General features: G+C 35.7%; 15 protein-coding genes, 2 pseudogenes and 2 other annotated features. All 17 genes and pseudogenes read left to right on the top strand.

All coding sequences use genetic code 11. The annotated features are described in order from the left end of the window. Window positions 1-27 precede the first annotated feature (27 nt). The 17 genes and pseudogenes from G5W_RS22575 to G5W_RS0118990 all read left to right on the top strand — a co-directional run bounded on the left by G5W_RS22575 (window position 28) and on the right by G5W_RS0118990 (window position 16948). Window positions 28-726 (top strand): annotated as a pseudogene (locus tag G5W_RS22575) (response regulator transcription factor). Then, window positions 723-2108, top strand: coding sequence for a two-component system histidine kinase PnpS (gene pnpS, locus G5W_RS0119065; protein ID WP_010099123.1), 1386 nt, complete (start codon window positions 723-725; stop codon window positions 2106-2108). The pseudogene G5W_RS22575 and the gene pnpS overlap by 4 nt, the downstream one beginning before the upstream one ends. 92 nt (window positions 2109-2200) lie before the next feature. After that, window positions 2201-4835, top strand: a pseudogene (gene polA, locus G5W_RS21690) (DNA polymerase I). Between the two features lie 12 nt (window positions 4836-4847). Next, window positions 4848-5675, top strand: coding sequence for a DNA-formamidopyrimidine glycosylase (gene mutM, locus G5W_RS0119055; RefSeq protein WP_010099119.1), 828 nt, complete (start codon window positions 4848-4850; stop codon window positions 5673-5675). A 12-nt stretch (window positions 5676-5687) separates the two neighbouring features. Continuing rightward, window positions 5688-6284 carry a dephospho-CoA kinase gene (coaE, locus tag G5W_RS0119050; protein ID WP_010099118.1) on the top strand — a complete coding sequence of 199 codons (597 nt, stop codon included), beginning with the start codon at window positions 5688-5690 and terminating at the stop codon, window positions 6282-6284. A gap of 147 nt (window positions 6285-6431) precedes the next feature. Further along, entirely contained in the window at window positions 6432-7463 is a 1032-nt protein-coding gene (locus G5W_RS0119045) for a glyceraldehyde-3-phosphate dehydrogenase (protein WP_010099117.1), read from the top strand. Window positions 7464-7674: 211 nt separating this feature from the next. Continuing rightward, on the top strand, window positions 7675-8061 hold the full coding sequence (locus G5W_RS0119040; RefSeq protein ID WP_010099116.1) for a hypothetical protein: 387 nt from the start codon (window positions 7675-7677) through the stop codon (window positions 8059-8061). Between the two features lie 31 nt (window positions 8062-8092). Further along, entirely contained in the window at window positions 8093-8596 is a 504-nt protein-coding gene (gene nrdR, locus G5W_RS0119035; protein ID WP_010099115.1) for a transcriptional regulator NrdR, read from the top strand. Continuing rightward, window positions 8593-9966: a replication initiation and membrane attachment family protein gene (locus G5W_RS0119030; RefSeq protein ID WP_010099114.1), complete on the top strand. Its 1374-nt coding sequence runs from the start codon at window positions 8593-8595 to the stop codon at window positions 9964-9966. The genes nrdR and G5W_RS0119030 overlap by 4 nt, the downstream gene beginning before the upstream one ends. A 21-nt stretch (window positions 9967-9987) precedes the next feature. Continuing rightward, the gene (gene dnaI, locus G5W_RS0119025) at window positions 9988-10920 is read left to right on the top strand and encodes a primosomal protein DnaI (RefSeq protein WP_010099112.1); all 933 of its coding nucleotides are present in this window, start codon (window positions 9988-9990) and stop codon (window positions 10918-10920) included. 248 nt (window positions 10921-11168) lie between these two features. Beyond that, the gene (ytxC, locus tag G5W_RS0119020; protein WP_010099111.1) at window positions 11169-12023 is read left to right on the top strand and encodes a putative sporulation protein YtxC; all 855 of its coding nucleotides are present in this window, start codon (window positions 11169-11171) and stop codon (window positions 12021-12023) included. 55 nt (window positions 12024-12078) lie between these two features. Next, window positions 12079-12297, top strand: a binding site (T-box leader). 60 nt (window positions 12298-12357) lie between these two features. Then, on the top strand, window positions 12358-14307 hold the full coding sequence (gene thrS, locus G5W_RS0119015) for a threonine--tRNA ligase (protein WP_010099110.1): 1950 nt from the start codon (window positions 12358-12360) through the stop codon (window positions 14305-14307). Between the two features lie 123 nt (window positions 14308-14430). Next, window positions 14431-14555: a sequence feature (ribosomal protein L20 leader region), on the top strand. Window positions 14556-14627: 72 nt separating this feature from the next. Beyond that, window positions 14628-15134 carry a translation initiation factor IF-3 gene (infC, locus tag G5W_RS0119010; RefSeq protein WP_010099109.1) on the top strand — a complete coding sequence of 169 codons (507 nt, stop codon included), beginning with the start codon at window positions 14628-14630 and terminating at the stop codon, window positions 15132-15134. A 29-nt stretch (window positions 15135-15163) separates the two neighbouring features. Further along, the gene (gene rpmI, locus G5W_RS0119005) at window positions 15164-15358 is read left to right on the top strand and encodes a 50S ribosomal protein L35 (protein ID WP_010099108.1); all 195 of its coding nucleotides are present in this window, start codon (window positions 15164-15166) and stop codon (window positions 15356-15358) included. An 82-nt stretch (window positions 15359-15440) separates the two neighbouring features. After that, window positions 15441-15800: a 50S ribosomal protein L20 gene (rplT, locus tag G5W_RS0119000; RefSeq protein WP_010099106.1), complete on the top strand. Its 360-nt coding sequence runs from the start codon at window positions 15441-15443 to the stop codon at window positions 15798-15800. Window positions 15801-16025: 225 nt separating this feature from the next. Next, complete coding sequence (locus G5W_RS0118995) at window positions 16026-16286, top strand: DUF1294 domain-containing protein (RefSeq protein ID WP_010099104.1); 261 nt, start codon at window positions 16026-16028, stop codon at window positions 16284-16286. Between the two features lie 83 nt (window positions 16287-16369). Beyond that, window positions 16370-16948 (top strand): TVP38/TMEM64 family protein, encoded by a 579-nt coding sequence (locus G5W_RS0118990; RefSeq protein WP_010099102.1) that lies wholly within the window; start codon window positions 16370-16372, stop codon window positions 16946-16948. The last annotated feature ends 49 nt before the right edge of the window (window positions 16949-16997 follow it).

The raw sequence follows: 16997 nt of genomic DNA, 5'->3' as shown, positions 1-16997 counted from the left end.
AGTATACAGAAATGGGGAATGGATAGCATGAATGAGAAGGTTCTAATTGTAGATGACGAGACATCCATTGTAACATTATTAAAATTTAATTTAGAGAAGGCTGGATTTATCACAGACGTATCTTACGATGGATTAGATGCTAGTTCGTAAAGCGGTAAAGTAATAACTATGTATTTTATTATTCTTGATTTGATGCTACCAGAGATGGACGGAATAGAAGTTTGTAAGCATTTGAGGCGTAACCAAATAGATACCCCTGTTCTCATGCTTACAGCAAGAGATGAGGAATTTGATAAAGTCTTAGGGCTAGAGATCGGTGCAGATGACTATTTAACAAAGCCGTTTAGTCCGAAAGAAGTTATTGCAAGGATTAAAGCAATACTGAGAAGAACTCAACAAGCAGTACCATCTAATCAACTTAAACAAATTAAGGTTGGCGACTTAACCATTTATCCAGAGCGATATGAAGCTGAAAAAGATAGTCAAGTATTAACCTTTACTCGTAAAGAATTTGAATTATTATATTATCTAGCAACACATAAGGATAAAGTGTTATCTAGAGATCAGTTATTAAGTGCTGTATGGGACTACGACTTTGTGGGGGATACTAGAATTGTAGATGTGCACGTTAGCCATCTTCGAGAAAAAATAGAACCTAATACAAAGAAACCGATTTATATTAAGACAATTCGTGGACTCGGTTATAAGATGGAGGATCCAGTGTGAGGCTTGACTCATTCCAACCAATGATACGTTATGCATTAATTATTTTGGGTATCGTCATTCTGACAGGGATTGTTATTGCTCAGTTTATGAGTAATTATTTCGTATTGTTTTTAGTTCTATTAACTGAATATATTATTTTAATGATGATGTTGCATTATGTTTACGATAAATATGTAAAGCCAATTAAAAAAGCTACTAGTACGTTAGATGAATTAGTAAAAGGCAATTTTAGTGCTAGGATGCATCATCCTGTGACCGGGAGTATGGCAGACTTACTCATGAAAATAAATAAGCTTGCTCGTAGTCTTAGCGAGCTTTCCCTTAATGAAAAAATACAAGCTGAACAGCTAACCACTGTAATCGAAAATATACAAAGTGGCCTCGTATTGATTGATGAAAGAGGTTATATTCATCTAGTCAATAAGAACTTCTTATCCATTTTTGGTGGTACTGAACAAGATTACATTGGTTATCTGTACTATGACATCTTGGATAATGAAAAGATTCATAAAATGATTCAACAGACTTTTCTATATGAGGAAAATATTAAAGATTCTATCGTCATTGAAAACGATACAAGGCAATACTTTGAGATTATAGGAGCACCTATTTTTGATAACAGAAATTTGTTAAAAGGTGCAGTTCTAGTTCTTTATGATATAACAGAGATGAAGAAACTGGAAACGATGCGGAAGGACTTTGTAGCAAATGTTTCCCATGAATTAAAAACGCCAATAACATCTATTCGTGGATTCTCTGAGACATTATTAGATGATGATTTAAATGATAAGGAAACGGCTAAACACTTCTTAAGTATTATCAATGAAGAAAGTAAAAGGTTACAAGCATTGATAGCAGACTTATTAACTTTATCCAAGCTAGAAAAAGATGATTCACGTCTAGAATTATCAGAGATTCAGATGAAAAAAATTGTGGATGAAGTCATCCCGGTCCTAAAACAGAAGGCGATTCACCACGGTGTTAGGCTGACAATTGATATGGATCAGGATATTAGTTTCTATGCTGACCGAAATGGTATTAAGCAAATACTCATTAATCTACTAGGTAATTCTATTGATTATACACCAAGAGATGGTGAGGTAATTCTACTAGCAGAGCAACAAAATGATTCGATTCGCCTAATGGTACGGGACACAGGTATCGGAATACCGCAAGAGGCATTACCACGTATATTTGAGCGTTTTTATCGAGTAGATAAGGCTAGAAGTAGAAATACAGGTGGAACAGGTCTCGGGTTAGCTATCGTCAAACATATTGTGGAACTTCATAAAGGGAAGATTGAAATTCAAAGTACTGTCAATGTAGGTACTACGATAAACATTTATCTTCCATTAATAAAGAAAACACTCTCCAATCATTGAGAGTGTTTTCTTTTATACGCCATTTTTTACGGAAGGAGTTGGAAATGGTAAAATAGATATAAAGCATAGGACTCTAAGGAGGAAATAGAATCGTGGTAAATAAATTGGTTTTAATAGATGGAAATAGTATTACATATCGTGCATTTTTGCCCTTCATTATTGAATAATGATAAGGGAGTGTATACGAATGCTGTATATGGGTTTACAACAATGCTTCTTCGTATTCTCGAAGAACAGAAGCCAACTCATATACTTGTTGCGTTCGATGCAGGGAAAACAACGTTTAGACATCAAACATTTAAAGAATATAAGGGTGGTCGACAGAAGACACCATCCGAGTTATCCGAGCAATTTCCATTAGTGAAGGAATTGCTTAATGCCTTTAATATTCCCCATTATCAATTGGACCAATATGAAGCAGATGATATTATTGGAACTTTAGCCAAACAAGGGAAAGAAAAAGAATTTGAAGTAGCGGTTATTTCAGGTGACAAAGATATGCTTCAACTAGTATCTGAAAAAATAACTGTGAATGTAACGAAAAAGGGTATTAGCGAAGTGGAGGAATATACTCCTGAATACTTATTAGAAAAAATGGAGGTTAAACCAGAACAAATCATTGATTTAAAGGCATTGATGGGGGATAGCTCTGACAATATTCCAGGTGTACCAGGAGTGGGACAAAAAACAGCAACCAAACTGTTAAAGGAATACCAAACACTTGAAAATTTGTACGATAACCTTGATCACGTAAATGGAAAAAAACTATTGGAAAATTTAACTAACCATAAAGAAGATGCTTTTATGAGTAGGGAACTAGCAACGATTAACTGTGACTCTCCTATTGAAGTGAAATTAGAGGATTTATCCTATAAAGGCTATACTAGTCAAGATGTAGCGGCAATTTTCAAGGATTTGGGATTTCAGTCGTTACTAGAACGAGTTGGTGCTGACGAAGTGATAGAAGAGACGAAGCAGGAACTTGAAGATATAAGGTATACAATAGTAGATAGTGTTCATTCCGATATGTTTAATGGAGAAGTAGCGTTAGTTGTGGAGATGCTTACTGATAGTTATCATACAGCACCTATTGAGGGGATTGGTCTTGTCAATAAAGATAATGCCTATTTCATACCTACAGAGGTAGCGTTAGCCTCAGAGGAATTTAAAGCATGGGCAGAAGATCCAAAGGCAACCAAAGTAGTATTTGATGTGAAGCAATCCGTGGTATCACTTTTAAAAAAGGGTATTCATTTGAAGGGATTACGCTTTGATATTCTATTAGCCTCTTACTTACTAGACCCATCCGAAAATAATCATGATATACCAGCAATTGCTCACAGGTTTGGGTTCCATTCGGTCCTAAATGATGAAGAGGTATATGGGAAAGGTGCCAAAATGAAGGTGCCTGAAAAGGAAATTCTTGCAGAACATATCGTTCGTAAAGCATCCGTACTAAAAGATTTAGAGGATAAAATGGAGGCCGAACTTCGCCAACATGAACTGTATTCTCTTCTAGATGATTTAGAGATACCACTAGCATTAATCTTGGCGGAAATGGAACATACAGGAGTAGTTGTTGATGTCAAACGGTTAGAAGATATGGGAACAGAACTAAAAACACGTTTAGAGGAAGTGGAACAAGAAATTTATGAATTGGCAGGAGAAAAATTCAATATCAACTCACCGAAGCAGTTAGGTCCTATACTGTTCGAAAAGTTGGGCTTACGTGTTATTAAGAAAACCAAAACAGGTTATTCTACTGCAGCGGATGTTTTAGAACAGTTAGAAAATGATCACGAGATAATCCGTAAGATTCTTTTATATAGACAACTTGGAAAGCTGCAATCGACCTATATCGAAGGGCTGTTAAAGGTTGTAGATAAGGAAACAAGCAAAATCCATACTCGGTACAATCAAGCGTTGACGCAAACTGGCCGCCTAAGCTCGATTGATCCGAACCTGCAGAATATCCCGATACGGATTGAAGAAGGGCGTAAAATTAGACAAGCGTTTGTCCCGTCTGAAAAAGATTGGATTATGTTTGCTGCTGACTATTCACAAATAGAGTTACGGGTATTAGCTCATATTGCCGATGATGAAAAATTAATTTCTGCCTTTCAAAAGGGAGAGGATATTCATACGCAGACTGCAATGGATGTGTTTCATGTGGACAAAGAGCAAGTCACTTCCGATATGCGAAGACAAGCAAAAGCGGTTAACTTTGGAATCGTTTATGGTATTAGTGATTTTGGTTTATCACAAAACTTAGGAATTACTCGGAAGGAAGCCAAACAATTCATAGAGCGATATTTCGATAGTTATCCAGGTGTAAAAGCGTATATGGATGATATTGTCCAAGAAGCCAAACATAAAGGCTATGTAACAACATTAATGAATCGCCGCCGATATTTGCCGGAAATCACAAGTAGAAACTTTAATTTAAGAAGTTTTGCTGAAAGAACGGCTATGAATACACCGATTCAAGGTACCGCAGCAGATATCATTAAAAAAGCGATGATAGACTTACGGGAAAAACTAAAAGAAGAAAATATGCAAGCACGTATGCTATTACAAGTACATGATGAATTAATCCTAGAGGCACCAAAAGAAGAGCTAGAGAAACTAAAAGAATTAGTTCCAGCTATGATGGAAAATACAGTTGAATTAAAGGTTCCATTAAAGGCAGAGTATGCTTACGGTGATAGCTGGTATGATGCAAAATAAGGAGAATTAGAAATGCCTGAATTACCAGAAGTTGAAACGATACGTAAAACACTGAAACGATTCGTATTAAATCGGACCATTAACGATGTAAACGTATATTGGGGAAATATAATAAAAAAACCAGATGATACGGAGCATTTCAAGCAGCTTTTGATAGGTCAAACAATCCATGATATTAAACGAAAAGGAAAATTCCTTTTATTTGAATTAGATGATTACACACTCATCTCTCACTTAAGAATGGAAGGTAAATATAGTGTGCATTACAAAGATGAACCGGTGAAAAAACATACACATGTTATCTTCTCTTTTACTACTGATGAAGAGTTACGATATAACGATGTTCGTAAATTTGGAACCATGCACATTGTAAACAAGGGAGAGGAGCTGATTCAAAAGCCTTTGGATCAGCTCGGCCCGGATCCCTTTGATAAAGAGTTTACATTAGACTATTTTTATAAACGGCTTAAAACGACAAACAGATCCATTAAGGCTGTATTATTAGATCAAACGGTTGTTGCCGGTCTAGGTAATATATATGTAGATGAGACGTTATTTAAAGCACGTATCCATCCATTGAAAAAGTCTAATAAACTAACCAAAAAGGAAGTACAAGAGATTCGAAAGCAAGCAATATTGACTCTTGAGGAAGCGGTAGAACAAGGTGGGACAACGATAAGGTCCTATGTTAACAGCCAAGGAGAAATGGGGATGTTTCAACAAGAGTTAGCAGTTTATGGCCAGGAGAATGAGGCGTGTCCAAATTGTGGAAGTCCTATTACCAAAATGAAGGTTGGTGGCCGTGGTACTCATATCTGTTTAAATTGTCAAAGGTTCTAAAGGAGAATAATGATGACGTTGGTAATTGGATTAACAGGTAGTATTGCTAGTGGGAAAAGTACAGTTTCATCCATGTTCATCGATATGAACATTCCTGTTATTGATGCAGATAAGATCTCACGTGAGGTTGTAGAACCTGGTGAAGATGCGTACTTATCGATTGTTAAAGAGTTTGGAAAGGATATTCTATTTTCAGATGGAAATATTGATCGAAAAAAGCTAGGTGGGATCATTTTTTCGGATGAAGAAAAGCGTAAAGTGCTAAATGGAATTGTCCACCCAGCTGTTCGGAAGAGAATGATGGAACAAAAGGATCAGCATGTTCATAACGGAGAAAGGATAATCGTTATGGACATTCCACTATTATTCGAAAGTAAACTTACACATATGGTTGATAAAATTTTAGTGGTATATGTAGAAGAGACGGTTCAATTGAAGCGGTTAATGAACCGAGATCACTCCACAAAGGATGAGGCTCTACAGCGAATTCATTCACAAATACCGATAAAGGAAAAAGTTACCCTAGCTGATGCAGTTATTGATAATAATGGTACTCGTGAAAAGACATTCGAACAATTAAAAGAAATTCTTCATCAATGGAGCAAATAAATATTCATCAATCATAAAAAAGAACTTATAAGGATATATCTCCTTTTTAAGTTCTTTTTTATGATTAATGCTTTCATTTTGAGTTGAATGTGTTATACTATATATGAAAAATATATAATTAGTATATCATAATCAGGAGGACTTATCATGAGTAAAACTCGCGTTGCAATTAGTGGATTCGGGCGTATAGGGAGAATGGTTTTTAGGCAAGCAATAACCGATCCTAGCCTTGAGCTTGTAGCAATTAATGCTAGTTATCCAACAGAAACCTTAGCCCACCTAGTTAAATATGATAGTGTTCACGGCACTTTTAACCATGAAGTGAAAGCGCTTCAGGACGCATTAGAAATTGATGGTCAACGTATTGAATTAGTTAATTATCGAGAGCCAGATAAATTACCATGGTCAAGACTTGATATTGATATTGTTATTGATGCTACTGGTAAGTTCAAAACGAAAGAATCTGCAGGTTTACATTTGGTCGCTGGAGCAAAGAAAGTAGTTATTACAGCACCAGGCAAGCAAGTAGATAAAACAATTGTAATGGGCGTAAACCATGATATGTATGACCCAGAAAACGATGATGTTATTTCTAATGCATCTTGTACAACGAACTGTTTAGCTCCGGTTGTGAAAGTATTGGATGAAAATTTTAAGATTGTGAACGGTTTAATGACAACCGTTCATGCATTTACAAATGATCAAAAAAATTTAGATAATCCGCATAAGGATTTGCGTCGTGCTAGAGGGTGTACTCAGTCGATTATTCCGACGTCAACAGGAGCAGCTAAAGCTTTAGGTGAAGTAATGCCTCATTTGAAAGGTAGACTACACGGGATGGCATTACGTGTGCCTACTCCAAATGTCTCTTTAGTTGATTTAGTTGTGGATGTGGAAGAGTCCGTCACTGCAGATATTGTAAACAATACCTTTAAAGCAGTATCCAATGGCGAACTTTCTGGAATTATTCAGTATAGTGATGAGCCATTGGTTTCCGTTGATTACACAACTTCAGAGTACTCTGCTATTGTGGATGGATTATCCACAATGGTTATGAGTGACAATAAGATAAAAGTACTAGCCTGGTATGATAATGAGTGGGGCTATTCTGCTAGAGTGGTAGACTTAGTGAAGTATGTTGGAAGTTTTCTTGAAGTAAAGAAAGTAACCCATTCTTAGTGAGCATTTCTTGCAACATGTGAGTTGTTTAAAGTCCATTACAGATACTAATCTAAATAAAAAATAGTAGTCGTATAAAATGAAAGAGTTGAGTTTCTTCAAGGGCTCAACTCTTTTTGTGTCACAAATTTTTACTAGGGTAATTCTTTAAAACATGTTAAAATGAATAGAGTTATTGTAACGGACCAACCGAAACTGGGAGTGTAAACGAATGTCTTTTGGAAAAAAATTATCACGGTTCTTTTATAATCATGCTGAAACGGCTGAGAAGCACTGGGATCAAGAGCTGAATACACATTATTATAAAACAACTAAGGACAAGGGTCTTAGTAAGCTAGAAGAGATAATAAAAGGGTCTAAAAACTTTAGATTAAATTCTATCTCAGAGGAACGTGGTGAGATTAGTTTCCAAGTGATCAAGGGAAGAAAGGCCTTTGTAATCGCTACTGTAATTATGGTACGACCGTATCAGACTGCGATAGATTTTACAGTGACTAGTGAAGGAATACTTCCTTTCGATTTTGGATATAGTGCCAAATTAATTAAACAACTATACGAAAAAATAAATAAAGAATTAACGTTGATTGATAAAAATTAGAATGAATTGCTAGATGAATGGGGTTAATTAAATGAGATGCTCGAATTGCCAAAATAAAAACACGAAAGTCTTAGATTCAAGACCGATTGAAGAAGGTCGCTCTATCCGTAGAAGGCGTGAATGTGAAAAATGTGGCTATCGGTTTACTACCTTTGAACGAATTGAAGAGGTTCCATTAATTGTCGTGAAAAAAGGTGGAACGAGACAAGAATTCAGTCGTGAAAAGCTTGTACGTGGGTTAATTAAAGCATGTGAAAAAAGACCTGTATCTATTGAACAGATTGACTCTATTGCTTTTGATGTGGAAAAGGAATTACGCAATACAGGAGCAGCTGAGATTGATAGTAAAGAAGTAGGGGAAATGGTCATGGAAAGATTATCCAAGGTGGATGACGTGGCCTATGTCCGATTTGCCTCTGTTTATCGTCAATTCAAAGATATTAATGTTTTTCTCGATGAATTGAAAGAATTAATCCAGGTGGACAAAAAAACTAACATTGACAGTACAAGATTATTGAAAGAGGGGTTAAGATGAATTATATTGGAAAATTATTACCAATTGATGGTTATTCGATTGATTTGCAAGGTAATTTGCCTGTAGATTATTCAAAATCATTAACCCATCTTTATCAGCCATTATTAGGGATGAAGGCAGTAATGTTATACCAAACCTTACTGAACGAAATAGATTTACAGGGTACATCTGTTCAAACCCACCATACATTAATGAATTATTTAAATATATCGTTGGTTGAAATATATGAAGCAAGATTAAAGCTTGAGGGTATTGGTCTTTTAAAAACCTTTGAGGAGCGTAACAATGACCAGACCGTTTACCGTTATCTGTTACAATGCCCCTTTGCACCCAGTGACTTTTTTAAAGATGCTATGCTCTCTCAACTTTTATTCCATCACATAGGAAATGAAAAATTCACCCTTTTAAAAAACCATTATTATGGACTAGTAAAGCACCCAAGTGGCCAAAATATTACGGCTTCTTTCGGTGATGTTTTCGATACCATTCATCCTGATTTTGGTACTATGCAAAATATAAACCGTATTCCGGAAAATGGTGGGCCCCAGTTAGAATCAGTTGATTTTTCATGGGTTGAACAAATGCTTAAGTCTCGAATGATCCCATATAAGCGAGTTTTAACAACCGATAATAAACGAATTATTAATCAAATGATGCAATTATATGGACTTGCTGAATATGAAATAGAAAAGTGTATTCTTTGGGCATTAACAGATGAGAATAAATTAGATATTGAAGAGTTTAAAGAAGCATGTCATGATTTATTTAAAACCTCTCGCAGTGACTCAACCGTTCAACTAGTACCTAAAGTGGAACGTCTAGCGGAAAGAGAGACTGTGCAAAATGAGCTGGAAACACAACAACCTTTATCAAAAGAGGAAATGCTTATCCACGAATTAGAAACGATTTCACCAAAGCAACTATTAGAGGACTTGTCTAGTGGTAACCATGCTTCCGAACAAGATTTAAAGGTGATTCGTGAAATTATGACTACACAAGGGTTGCCTTCACCAGTAATGAATGTGTTAATCCATTATGTATTGTTACAAACAAATATGAAATTATCTAAAGCATATTTAGAGAAGATTGCAAGCCACTGGTCACGTGCTAACTTGAAAACGGCAAGAGAAGCTATGATGTTCGCAAAAAGAGAAAAAGAACAGTATCAGCTAGCTACTGCCAAAAAACAGCAGCAGCAACAAAACTATCGTCCGTATAAGAAGCAAGGAACAAGTACAGAAGTTGTGCCAGAATGGTTTAAAGAACGAAAGCTCAAGTCAAAGGAAACGAACAGAGAAAACACGAAAGATTTGGAACATGAAAAAGAGGAGATTGCTGCTATTTTAAGTAAATACAGCTCCAAAAAATAGTCATGTGCAAGGATGATTGATATGAAACCAGTACAATCCAGCTTACAAAAATGGATGCAGCAAAACGGAAACTTTCAAGAAAACTATCAAAAAATAAAAAAAGACGTATTGAGTGATCCAGAGATTAAGGAATTTTTATCCTTACATCCTGAATTAACTGACCGTGTAATTGAAAAAAATTTAATAAAACTGTATGAATATAAAACACAATCGAAGCAATGTGAGAATTGTTTAGGTTACGATTCATGTAAAAATATGTTACAGGGGTATTCGCCGATACTCAGAGTTGAAAATAATGAGATTCATTTATCCTACGAAAAATGCCATAGTAGACTAATATTTGAAAAGCAACAAGAACAACAAAAACTTATTGAAAGTCTGTATATGCCTAGAGAAATTCTTGAGGCGACAATGGAGGGAATCGATTTAGATCCTAATCGTAGTATGGCAATAAAAGAAATGGATCAATTTATGAGTGAGTTACAAAATGGTATTCCTCGTAAAGGAATTTACTTTTATGGTCCTTTTGGTGTTGGAAAGACCTATTTTCTAGGTGCTATTGCCAATGAATTAAAAAAATATAATATCTCTTCTATGCTCATCTATATGCCAGAATTTGTACGTGAGATTAAGTCTTCTATTAAGGATGATTCCATAAATGAGAAAATAGATTATTTTAAAAAGGCAGATGTTCTCATGTTAGATGATATTGGAGCTGAGACTCACTCAGCTTGGTTCCGCGATGAAGTGCTTGGAACTATTTTACAATATCGTATGATGGAAAGATTACCAGTTTTCTTTACATCAAATTACAGTATGGAACAATTGGAAGACCAATTAGCGAAATCAACACGTGGTGACATTGAAACAGTTAAAGCAGGTAGAATAATGGAAAGAATAAAACAAGTAAGCAAAGAAGTTCCTATCTTTGCTAAGAATAGAAGAGAAGAATAAAAAAGCCAGTAGTGGTTTTTTTAGCAGATAGGAAAGTAAAATAATCCTTCTCGCCTCCATAAGAAAAACTAGCACATTCGCAATGAACGAGCGAATGTGCTAGTTTTTTCTTATGTTACCCTTCTAATGTCCTTGATAGCCTTCCTTATCATTTACTAAAGTTACTAGTTTTAATGGTTTTATCATTTTTTTAAAAGTATGTCCATATAATGTAACAGTTTGGTTTTGGATAAGGGTGATGAGGCTAAATGGAGATTTATTTTTCTTCGAATAAAGAAGTAATCAGTTTTTGTGAGCAATTATTTCATTATAACAAAAAGATTGAGCTCCACTGGAAAACAAATGAAGAATGGGGGAATGAATTAAAAATTGAATATGTACAACAATCGGACAATGAATTAGTGGATTCAGTTGTTAAATCCATGGTGGATGTGTTTGTGACACATCGCTTATCAACAATGATAAAGGAAATAACGGAAGATTATTATTATTATTCTGATTTAGATGAGATTGAAAAGATCTCAGAATTAACACAATGGCTACTTGCTGGTGAAGATGAAGAAAGTGTACAAGTACGAAATCAAAAGGATGACCCAATGCAACTACTATACTCCCTGATGGTTACAAATGTAAAAAATACGTCGCCGATTCATTTTGATTCAATCATTAATTTTCGATTGAAAGTTTTTAAGGATTATTTGATTCAAATTGTAGGCTTAGCTATTGATGAGTATAAACGAGAGGAAGAACACCAGGAATTCGTTAATATGTTACGAGAATATATTGCAAAAAAAGAACCAAGCTATAATATTGTTCATATTCTTCAAGGAAGTAGTTTTAGTTTTTATAAGGCAAATGGTAAACCATTTTCTAGAATGGAATTACGGATGCTTATGCAGAGAGAACCATTATACATAGTAGGTCTAGATGAGGACGAATTAAATCTAGCGCCATTAGTAGCAATGTCTCCTAAACAGATTAAAATATATGGAGACCATCCATCAGAACCGAAGACATTAACTGTGATTAACGTGTTCCAGGAAAGGGTTGATTTTGAACCAGCTCATAAATTTCCTTTTCCCGTTTATTTAAAAAATCGATAACAGGACTTGATTATCCTTAAAACTAGCGCTATAATGTGATTTATATTTAATATTTACATCTGTAAGGATAAGGACAAGGTCATTTGTTAACCTGTTATGATTAGAGAGGGAAGCCATAGGCTGGAAGCTTCCTCATACAGCCAAATGATTACCACCTTTGAACTCTACTATCGAACTGTAAGTAAATAGTAGCGTATATCTGCGTTAAAGATTTAAAGCCGTATTTAATTACGGGAATTAGGGTGGAACCACGTGACCAACGCTCGTCCCTTTGCCATAGTGCAAGGGGAGGGGCGTTTTTTAATTTCAGAAAAATGGATAAGGAGTGTTAATCATGTCAGAAATCACTATTGTTTTCCCAGATGGAGCAAGTAAGGAGTTTCCTCAAGGCACAACTGGTGAAGATATCGCAGCATCTATTTCACCAGGCTTAAAGAAACAAGCTTTAGCAATAAAATTAGATGGTATACCTTATGATTTAAAGCGTGAACTAAATCAAGGTGGAAAAATCGAGATTATTACCTATAGAAATCAAGAAGGGGTAGAAATTGCTCGACATTCAACTGCACACTTAATGGCACAAGCAATCAAACGCTTATATAAAGATGTGAAGTTTGGAGTTGGTCCGGTCATTGAGGAAGGATTTTATTATGACTTTGATATGGAGGAAAAAATAACTCCAGAAGATTTACCTAAAATTGAAAAAGAAATGAAGCGAATTGTCGATGAAAATCTAGCAATAGAACGTGTGGAAGTGTCACGTGAGGAAGCTAAGAAAATGTTCACTGAAATTGGTGATGAATTAAAGCTTGAGTTAATTGATGCCATTCCGGAAGATGAGCAAGTGACGATTTATAAACAAGGTGAATTCTTTGATCTTTGCCGTGGAGTACACGTTCCATCAACTAGTAAATTAAAAGCATTTAAATTACTAAGCATATCTGGAGCATACTGGCGTGGTGATAGCAATAATAAACAGTTACAACGTATTTATGGTACAGCTTTTGAAAAGCCTGCACAGGTTGAGGAATATCTACAAATCTTGGAAGAACGTAAAGAACGTGACCATCGTAAATTAGGTAAGGAATTAGGGATATTTACCATTAATCAAAAGGTTGGTCAAGGTTTACCGCTATGGTTACCAAAAGGGGCAACAATTCGCCGCCAAATCGAACGTTATATTGTTGACTTAGAAGAGCGTCTAGGCTATGACCATGTATATACCCCGGTGCTAGCTAATGTTGATCTATACAAAACTAGTGGACACTGGGACCACTATCAGGAAGATATGTTCCCTACGATGCAAATGGATAACGAAGAATTGGTTCTACGTCCAATGAACTGTCCACACCATATGATGGTTTTCAAAAATCAATTATGGAGTTATCGTAATTTGCCGGTTCGTATTGCCGAGCTTGGAACGATGCACCGTTACGAAATGTCTGGCGCATTAGCTGGTTTACAACGTGTTCGTGCCATGACACTAAACGATGCACATATTTTTGCTCGTCCTGATCAGTTGAAGGAAGAGTTTATCCGTGTAGTAGAATTAATCCAACATGTATATAAAGACTTTGGTATCGATAATTACTATTTCCGTTTATCCTATCGTGATCCAGAGGATAAAGAGAAGTATATTGATAACGATGAGATGTGGGAAAAAACACAAGGTGTTCTAAAAGAAACAATGGAAGATATGAACTTAGAATATGTGGAAGCGGAAGGCGAAGCAGCATTCTATGGTCCAAAGTTAGATGTTCAGGTTAAGACAGCATTAGGTAAGGATGAAACATTGTCTACTGTTCAGATTGACGTCTTATTACCAGAGCGCTTTGAACTTTCTTACATTGGGGAGGATGGTAAAGAACATCGTCCAGTAGTATTACACCGTGGTGTTGTATCTACAATGGAACGTTTCGTAGCTTTCCTTCTAGAAGAATATAAAGGTGCTTTCCCTACTTGGTTAGCTCCAGTACAAGCGAAGATTATTCCTGTATCACCACAGGTTCATCTAGACTATGCGAAGAAGGTGGCAGAAAAGCTACGATACCAAGGTGTCCGTGTAGAGGTCGATGAGCGTGATGAAAAGATTGGTTATAAGATTCGTGAAGCACAAACAGAAAAGATTCCATTTGCATTAGTTGTTGGGGATAAGGAAATGGAAGAGGATGCTGTAAATGTAAGAAGATATGGAGAGCAAAACTCAGAAACTTTATCCTATGTTGCATTTGAGAGCCTTATTAAAGAAGAAATTGAAAAGAGAGTATTACGCAAAAAGAAATAAACTATTATTCCTGTAGACTTTCCTTATTAGGATAAGTAGTGTATACTAGATAAAGAAAGCAAGGGTTGACAATTTATTCAGGTTTATGATAATCTATAAAAGTTGAATTAAATTGAATGATCTGATGACAAGTAGAGGCACCCGCTTCTCACCTGTTCAACGCGAACTGCAGTTGACTGGTTAACATCTTTTTTAGAATGACTAAAAGACATGTGGGTGCATTGATGTGCCCACATTTTTTGTTTGACTTTAAAAAAACTTGTCAGGTAATGGATCAGGACCCTATAAAACTATGGAGGTGGCTGGCTATTAGCAAAGATATGAACGTTAATGAAAAGATTCGTGCGAAAGAAGTACGATTAATTGATTCAAACGGTGACCAACTTGGAGTGAAATCACGACAAGAAGCATTAGAGCTTGCTCAAAAGCAAAACTTAGATTTAGTTTTAGTGGCTCCAACTGCAAAACCACCAGTTGCAAGAATCATGAACTACGGTAAATTCCGTTATGAGCAACAAAAGAAGGAAAAAGAAGCTCGTAAAAATCAAAAAATTATTAACGTTAAAGAAGTGCGCTTTACTCCGGGAATTGGTGCTCATGACTTTGAAACAAAGTTAAAAAATGCACGTAAATTCTTAGAAAAAGGCGATAAAGTAAAAGCTGCAGTTCGTTTTCGCGGACGTGCTATTACCCATAAGGAGCTTGGTCAAGAGGTATTAGATCGTTTTGCAGAAGCTGTAAAAGATATTGCAACGATTGAGTCTAAGCCTAAGATGGAAGGCCGAAATATGTTCATGATGCTTGCTCCTATCAATGAGAATAAATAAACATTTAAGCATTCGAGGAGGAAATCAACATGCCAAAAATGAAAACCCACAAAGGGTCAGCTAAACGCTTTAAGAAAACTGGTTCTGGAAAAGTAAAAAGATCACATGCATTCACAAGCCACATGTTTGCACATAAATCTCAGAAACAAAAACGTAAATTACGTAAAGGTACACTAGTTTCTTCTGGTGACTACAAGCGTATCAAAGCAATGCTTCCTAAATAAGAAGTATCGCTTCTAGTAATAATATCTACTTTTTCAAAACAAAATTTTGACATACAATGTATCGTATTAGGAGGGAATTACTATGCCACGTGTTAAAGGTGGAACAGTTACGCGCGCTCGTCGTAAACGCGTACTTAAATTAGCTAAAGGTTATTATGGTTCGAAGAGAACGTTATTTAAAACAGCAAAACAACAAGTAATGAAGTCAGGTCAATATGCTTACCGTGACCGTAAAAACAGAAAGCGTGAATTCCGTAAGCTTTGGATCGCACGTATTAACGCTGCTGCACGTATTAACGATCTTTCATACAACAAATTAATGCACGGTCTAAAACTTGCTGGTATCGAAATTAACCGTAAAATGTTATCTGATCTTGCAATCAATGATGCGCAAGCATTTGCTCAATTAGCTGAAAAAGCTAAGACTGCATTAAACAACTAATAGAAGGCAATGAGGGAAAATCCCCTCTGCCTTTTTTTGTTTTATGCAAATAATTTATGGTTATAAAAATGCATGAGGAGAGAATAAATCCAATCAAGGAGTGGCACGGAAGTAATACTGCAGTCAGAGTTAAGCATACAATTGGAAATCGTCGTATTAGTACCAGAAATAACGTATAATCATACATATATGCTAAAGGAAATATAATAGACAGGAGAAAAAATTATGGAAGTAATCTATTACATAGCATTTGCAAATTTACTTGGTTTTGTATTGATGGGGATGGATAAGAAAAGAGCTAAAATTAAAGAGCGACGTATACCAGAGAGAACATTATGGGGGATAGCTGTCCTAGGTGGATCTGTTGGATCATTTATCGGAATGAGGTATTTCCGCCATAAAACAAAACACACTTCCTTTACTGTTGGTATGCCAGCACTTATTATACTTCATATCATCATATTAAGTTATTTTTCCATGTCATAATAGCTCGTCTCTTGTCATATACATGTACCAATAGTTCGTGCTTTACCTAAATCTTTCTTACATGCTAAAGAAGGAGGCAACTTATGGAGCTATTTGGGAATTATGTGATGGCTATTGTGCAAACGGGAGGACTATTTGCTCCTTTACTATTTATAACGGTACATTTACTTCGTCCTTTATTCTTTTTACCAGTAGTATTCCTCTGTGTATCAGGAGGAATTCTTTTTGGGGTGTTTTATGGAACGATTTACTCCTTAATAGGAATAACATTGTCTAGTATTATTTTTTATATTGTCATTCAATGGATGCCAAAAACCTCGTCTAGATTGATTCGTATGAAAAAGAAGTTAATTGGCAAACATACGGAATTAACCACAACTCAAATTACACTGTTACGTCTTATTCCTTTTATTCATTTCCATTTGTTATCGTTGTGTTTAATTGAGATAACATCAGGATTTAAAGACTATACCAAATCGTCACTTGTAACGAATATCCCACTCGCGCTTCTATACACGTCTGTAGGTGGGTGGTTATCAAGTTTATCTCCAATGCATATTCTCTTATCGTTAACTGCACTACTCCTTCTGATTTATGCATTAAGAAAAAAGGAAATTATTATCAAATGGGAAGATTTCTTTCAAACGAGTACACAACAATAGAAAGCATAAGGGACGTTCTCCCTTATGCTTTTATTTTGGAAGGTTATGC

It is taken from the genome of Ornithinibacillus scapharcae TW25 (genome assembly GCF_000190475.1).
GTDB lineage: Bacteria > Bacillota > Bacilli > Bacillales > Amphibacillaceae > Ornithinibacillus > Ornithinibacillus scapharcae.
The sequence above is the reverse complement of the archived record's forward strand: the minus strand, read 5'-3'. Positions and strand labels throughout refer to the sequence as shown.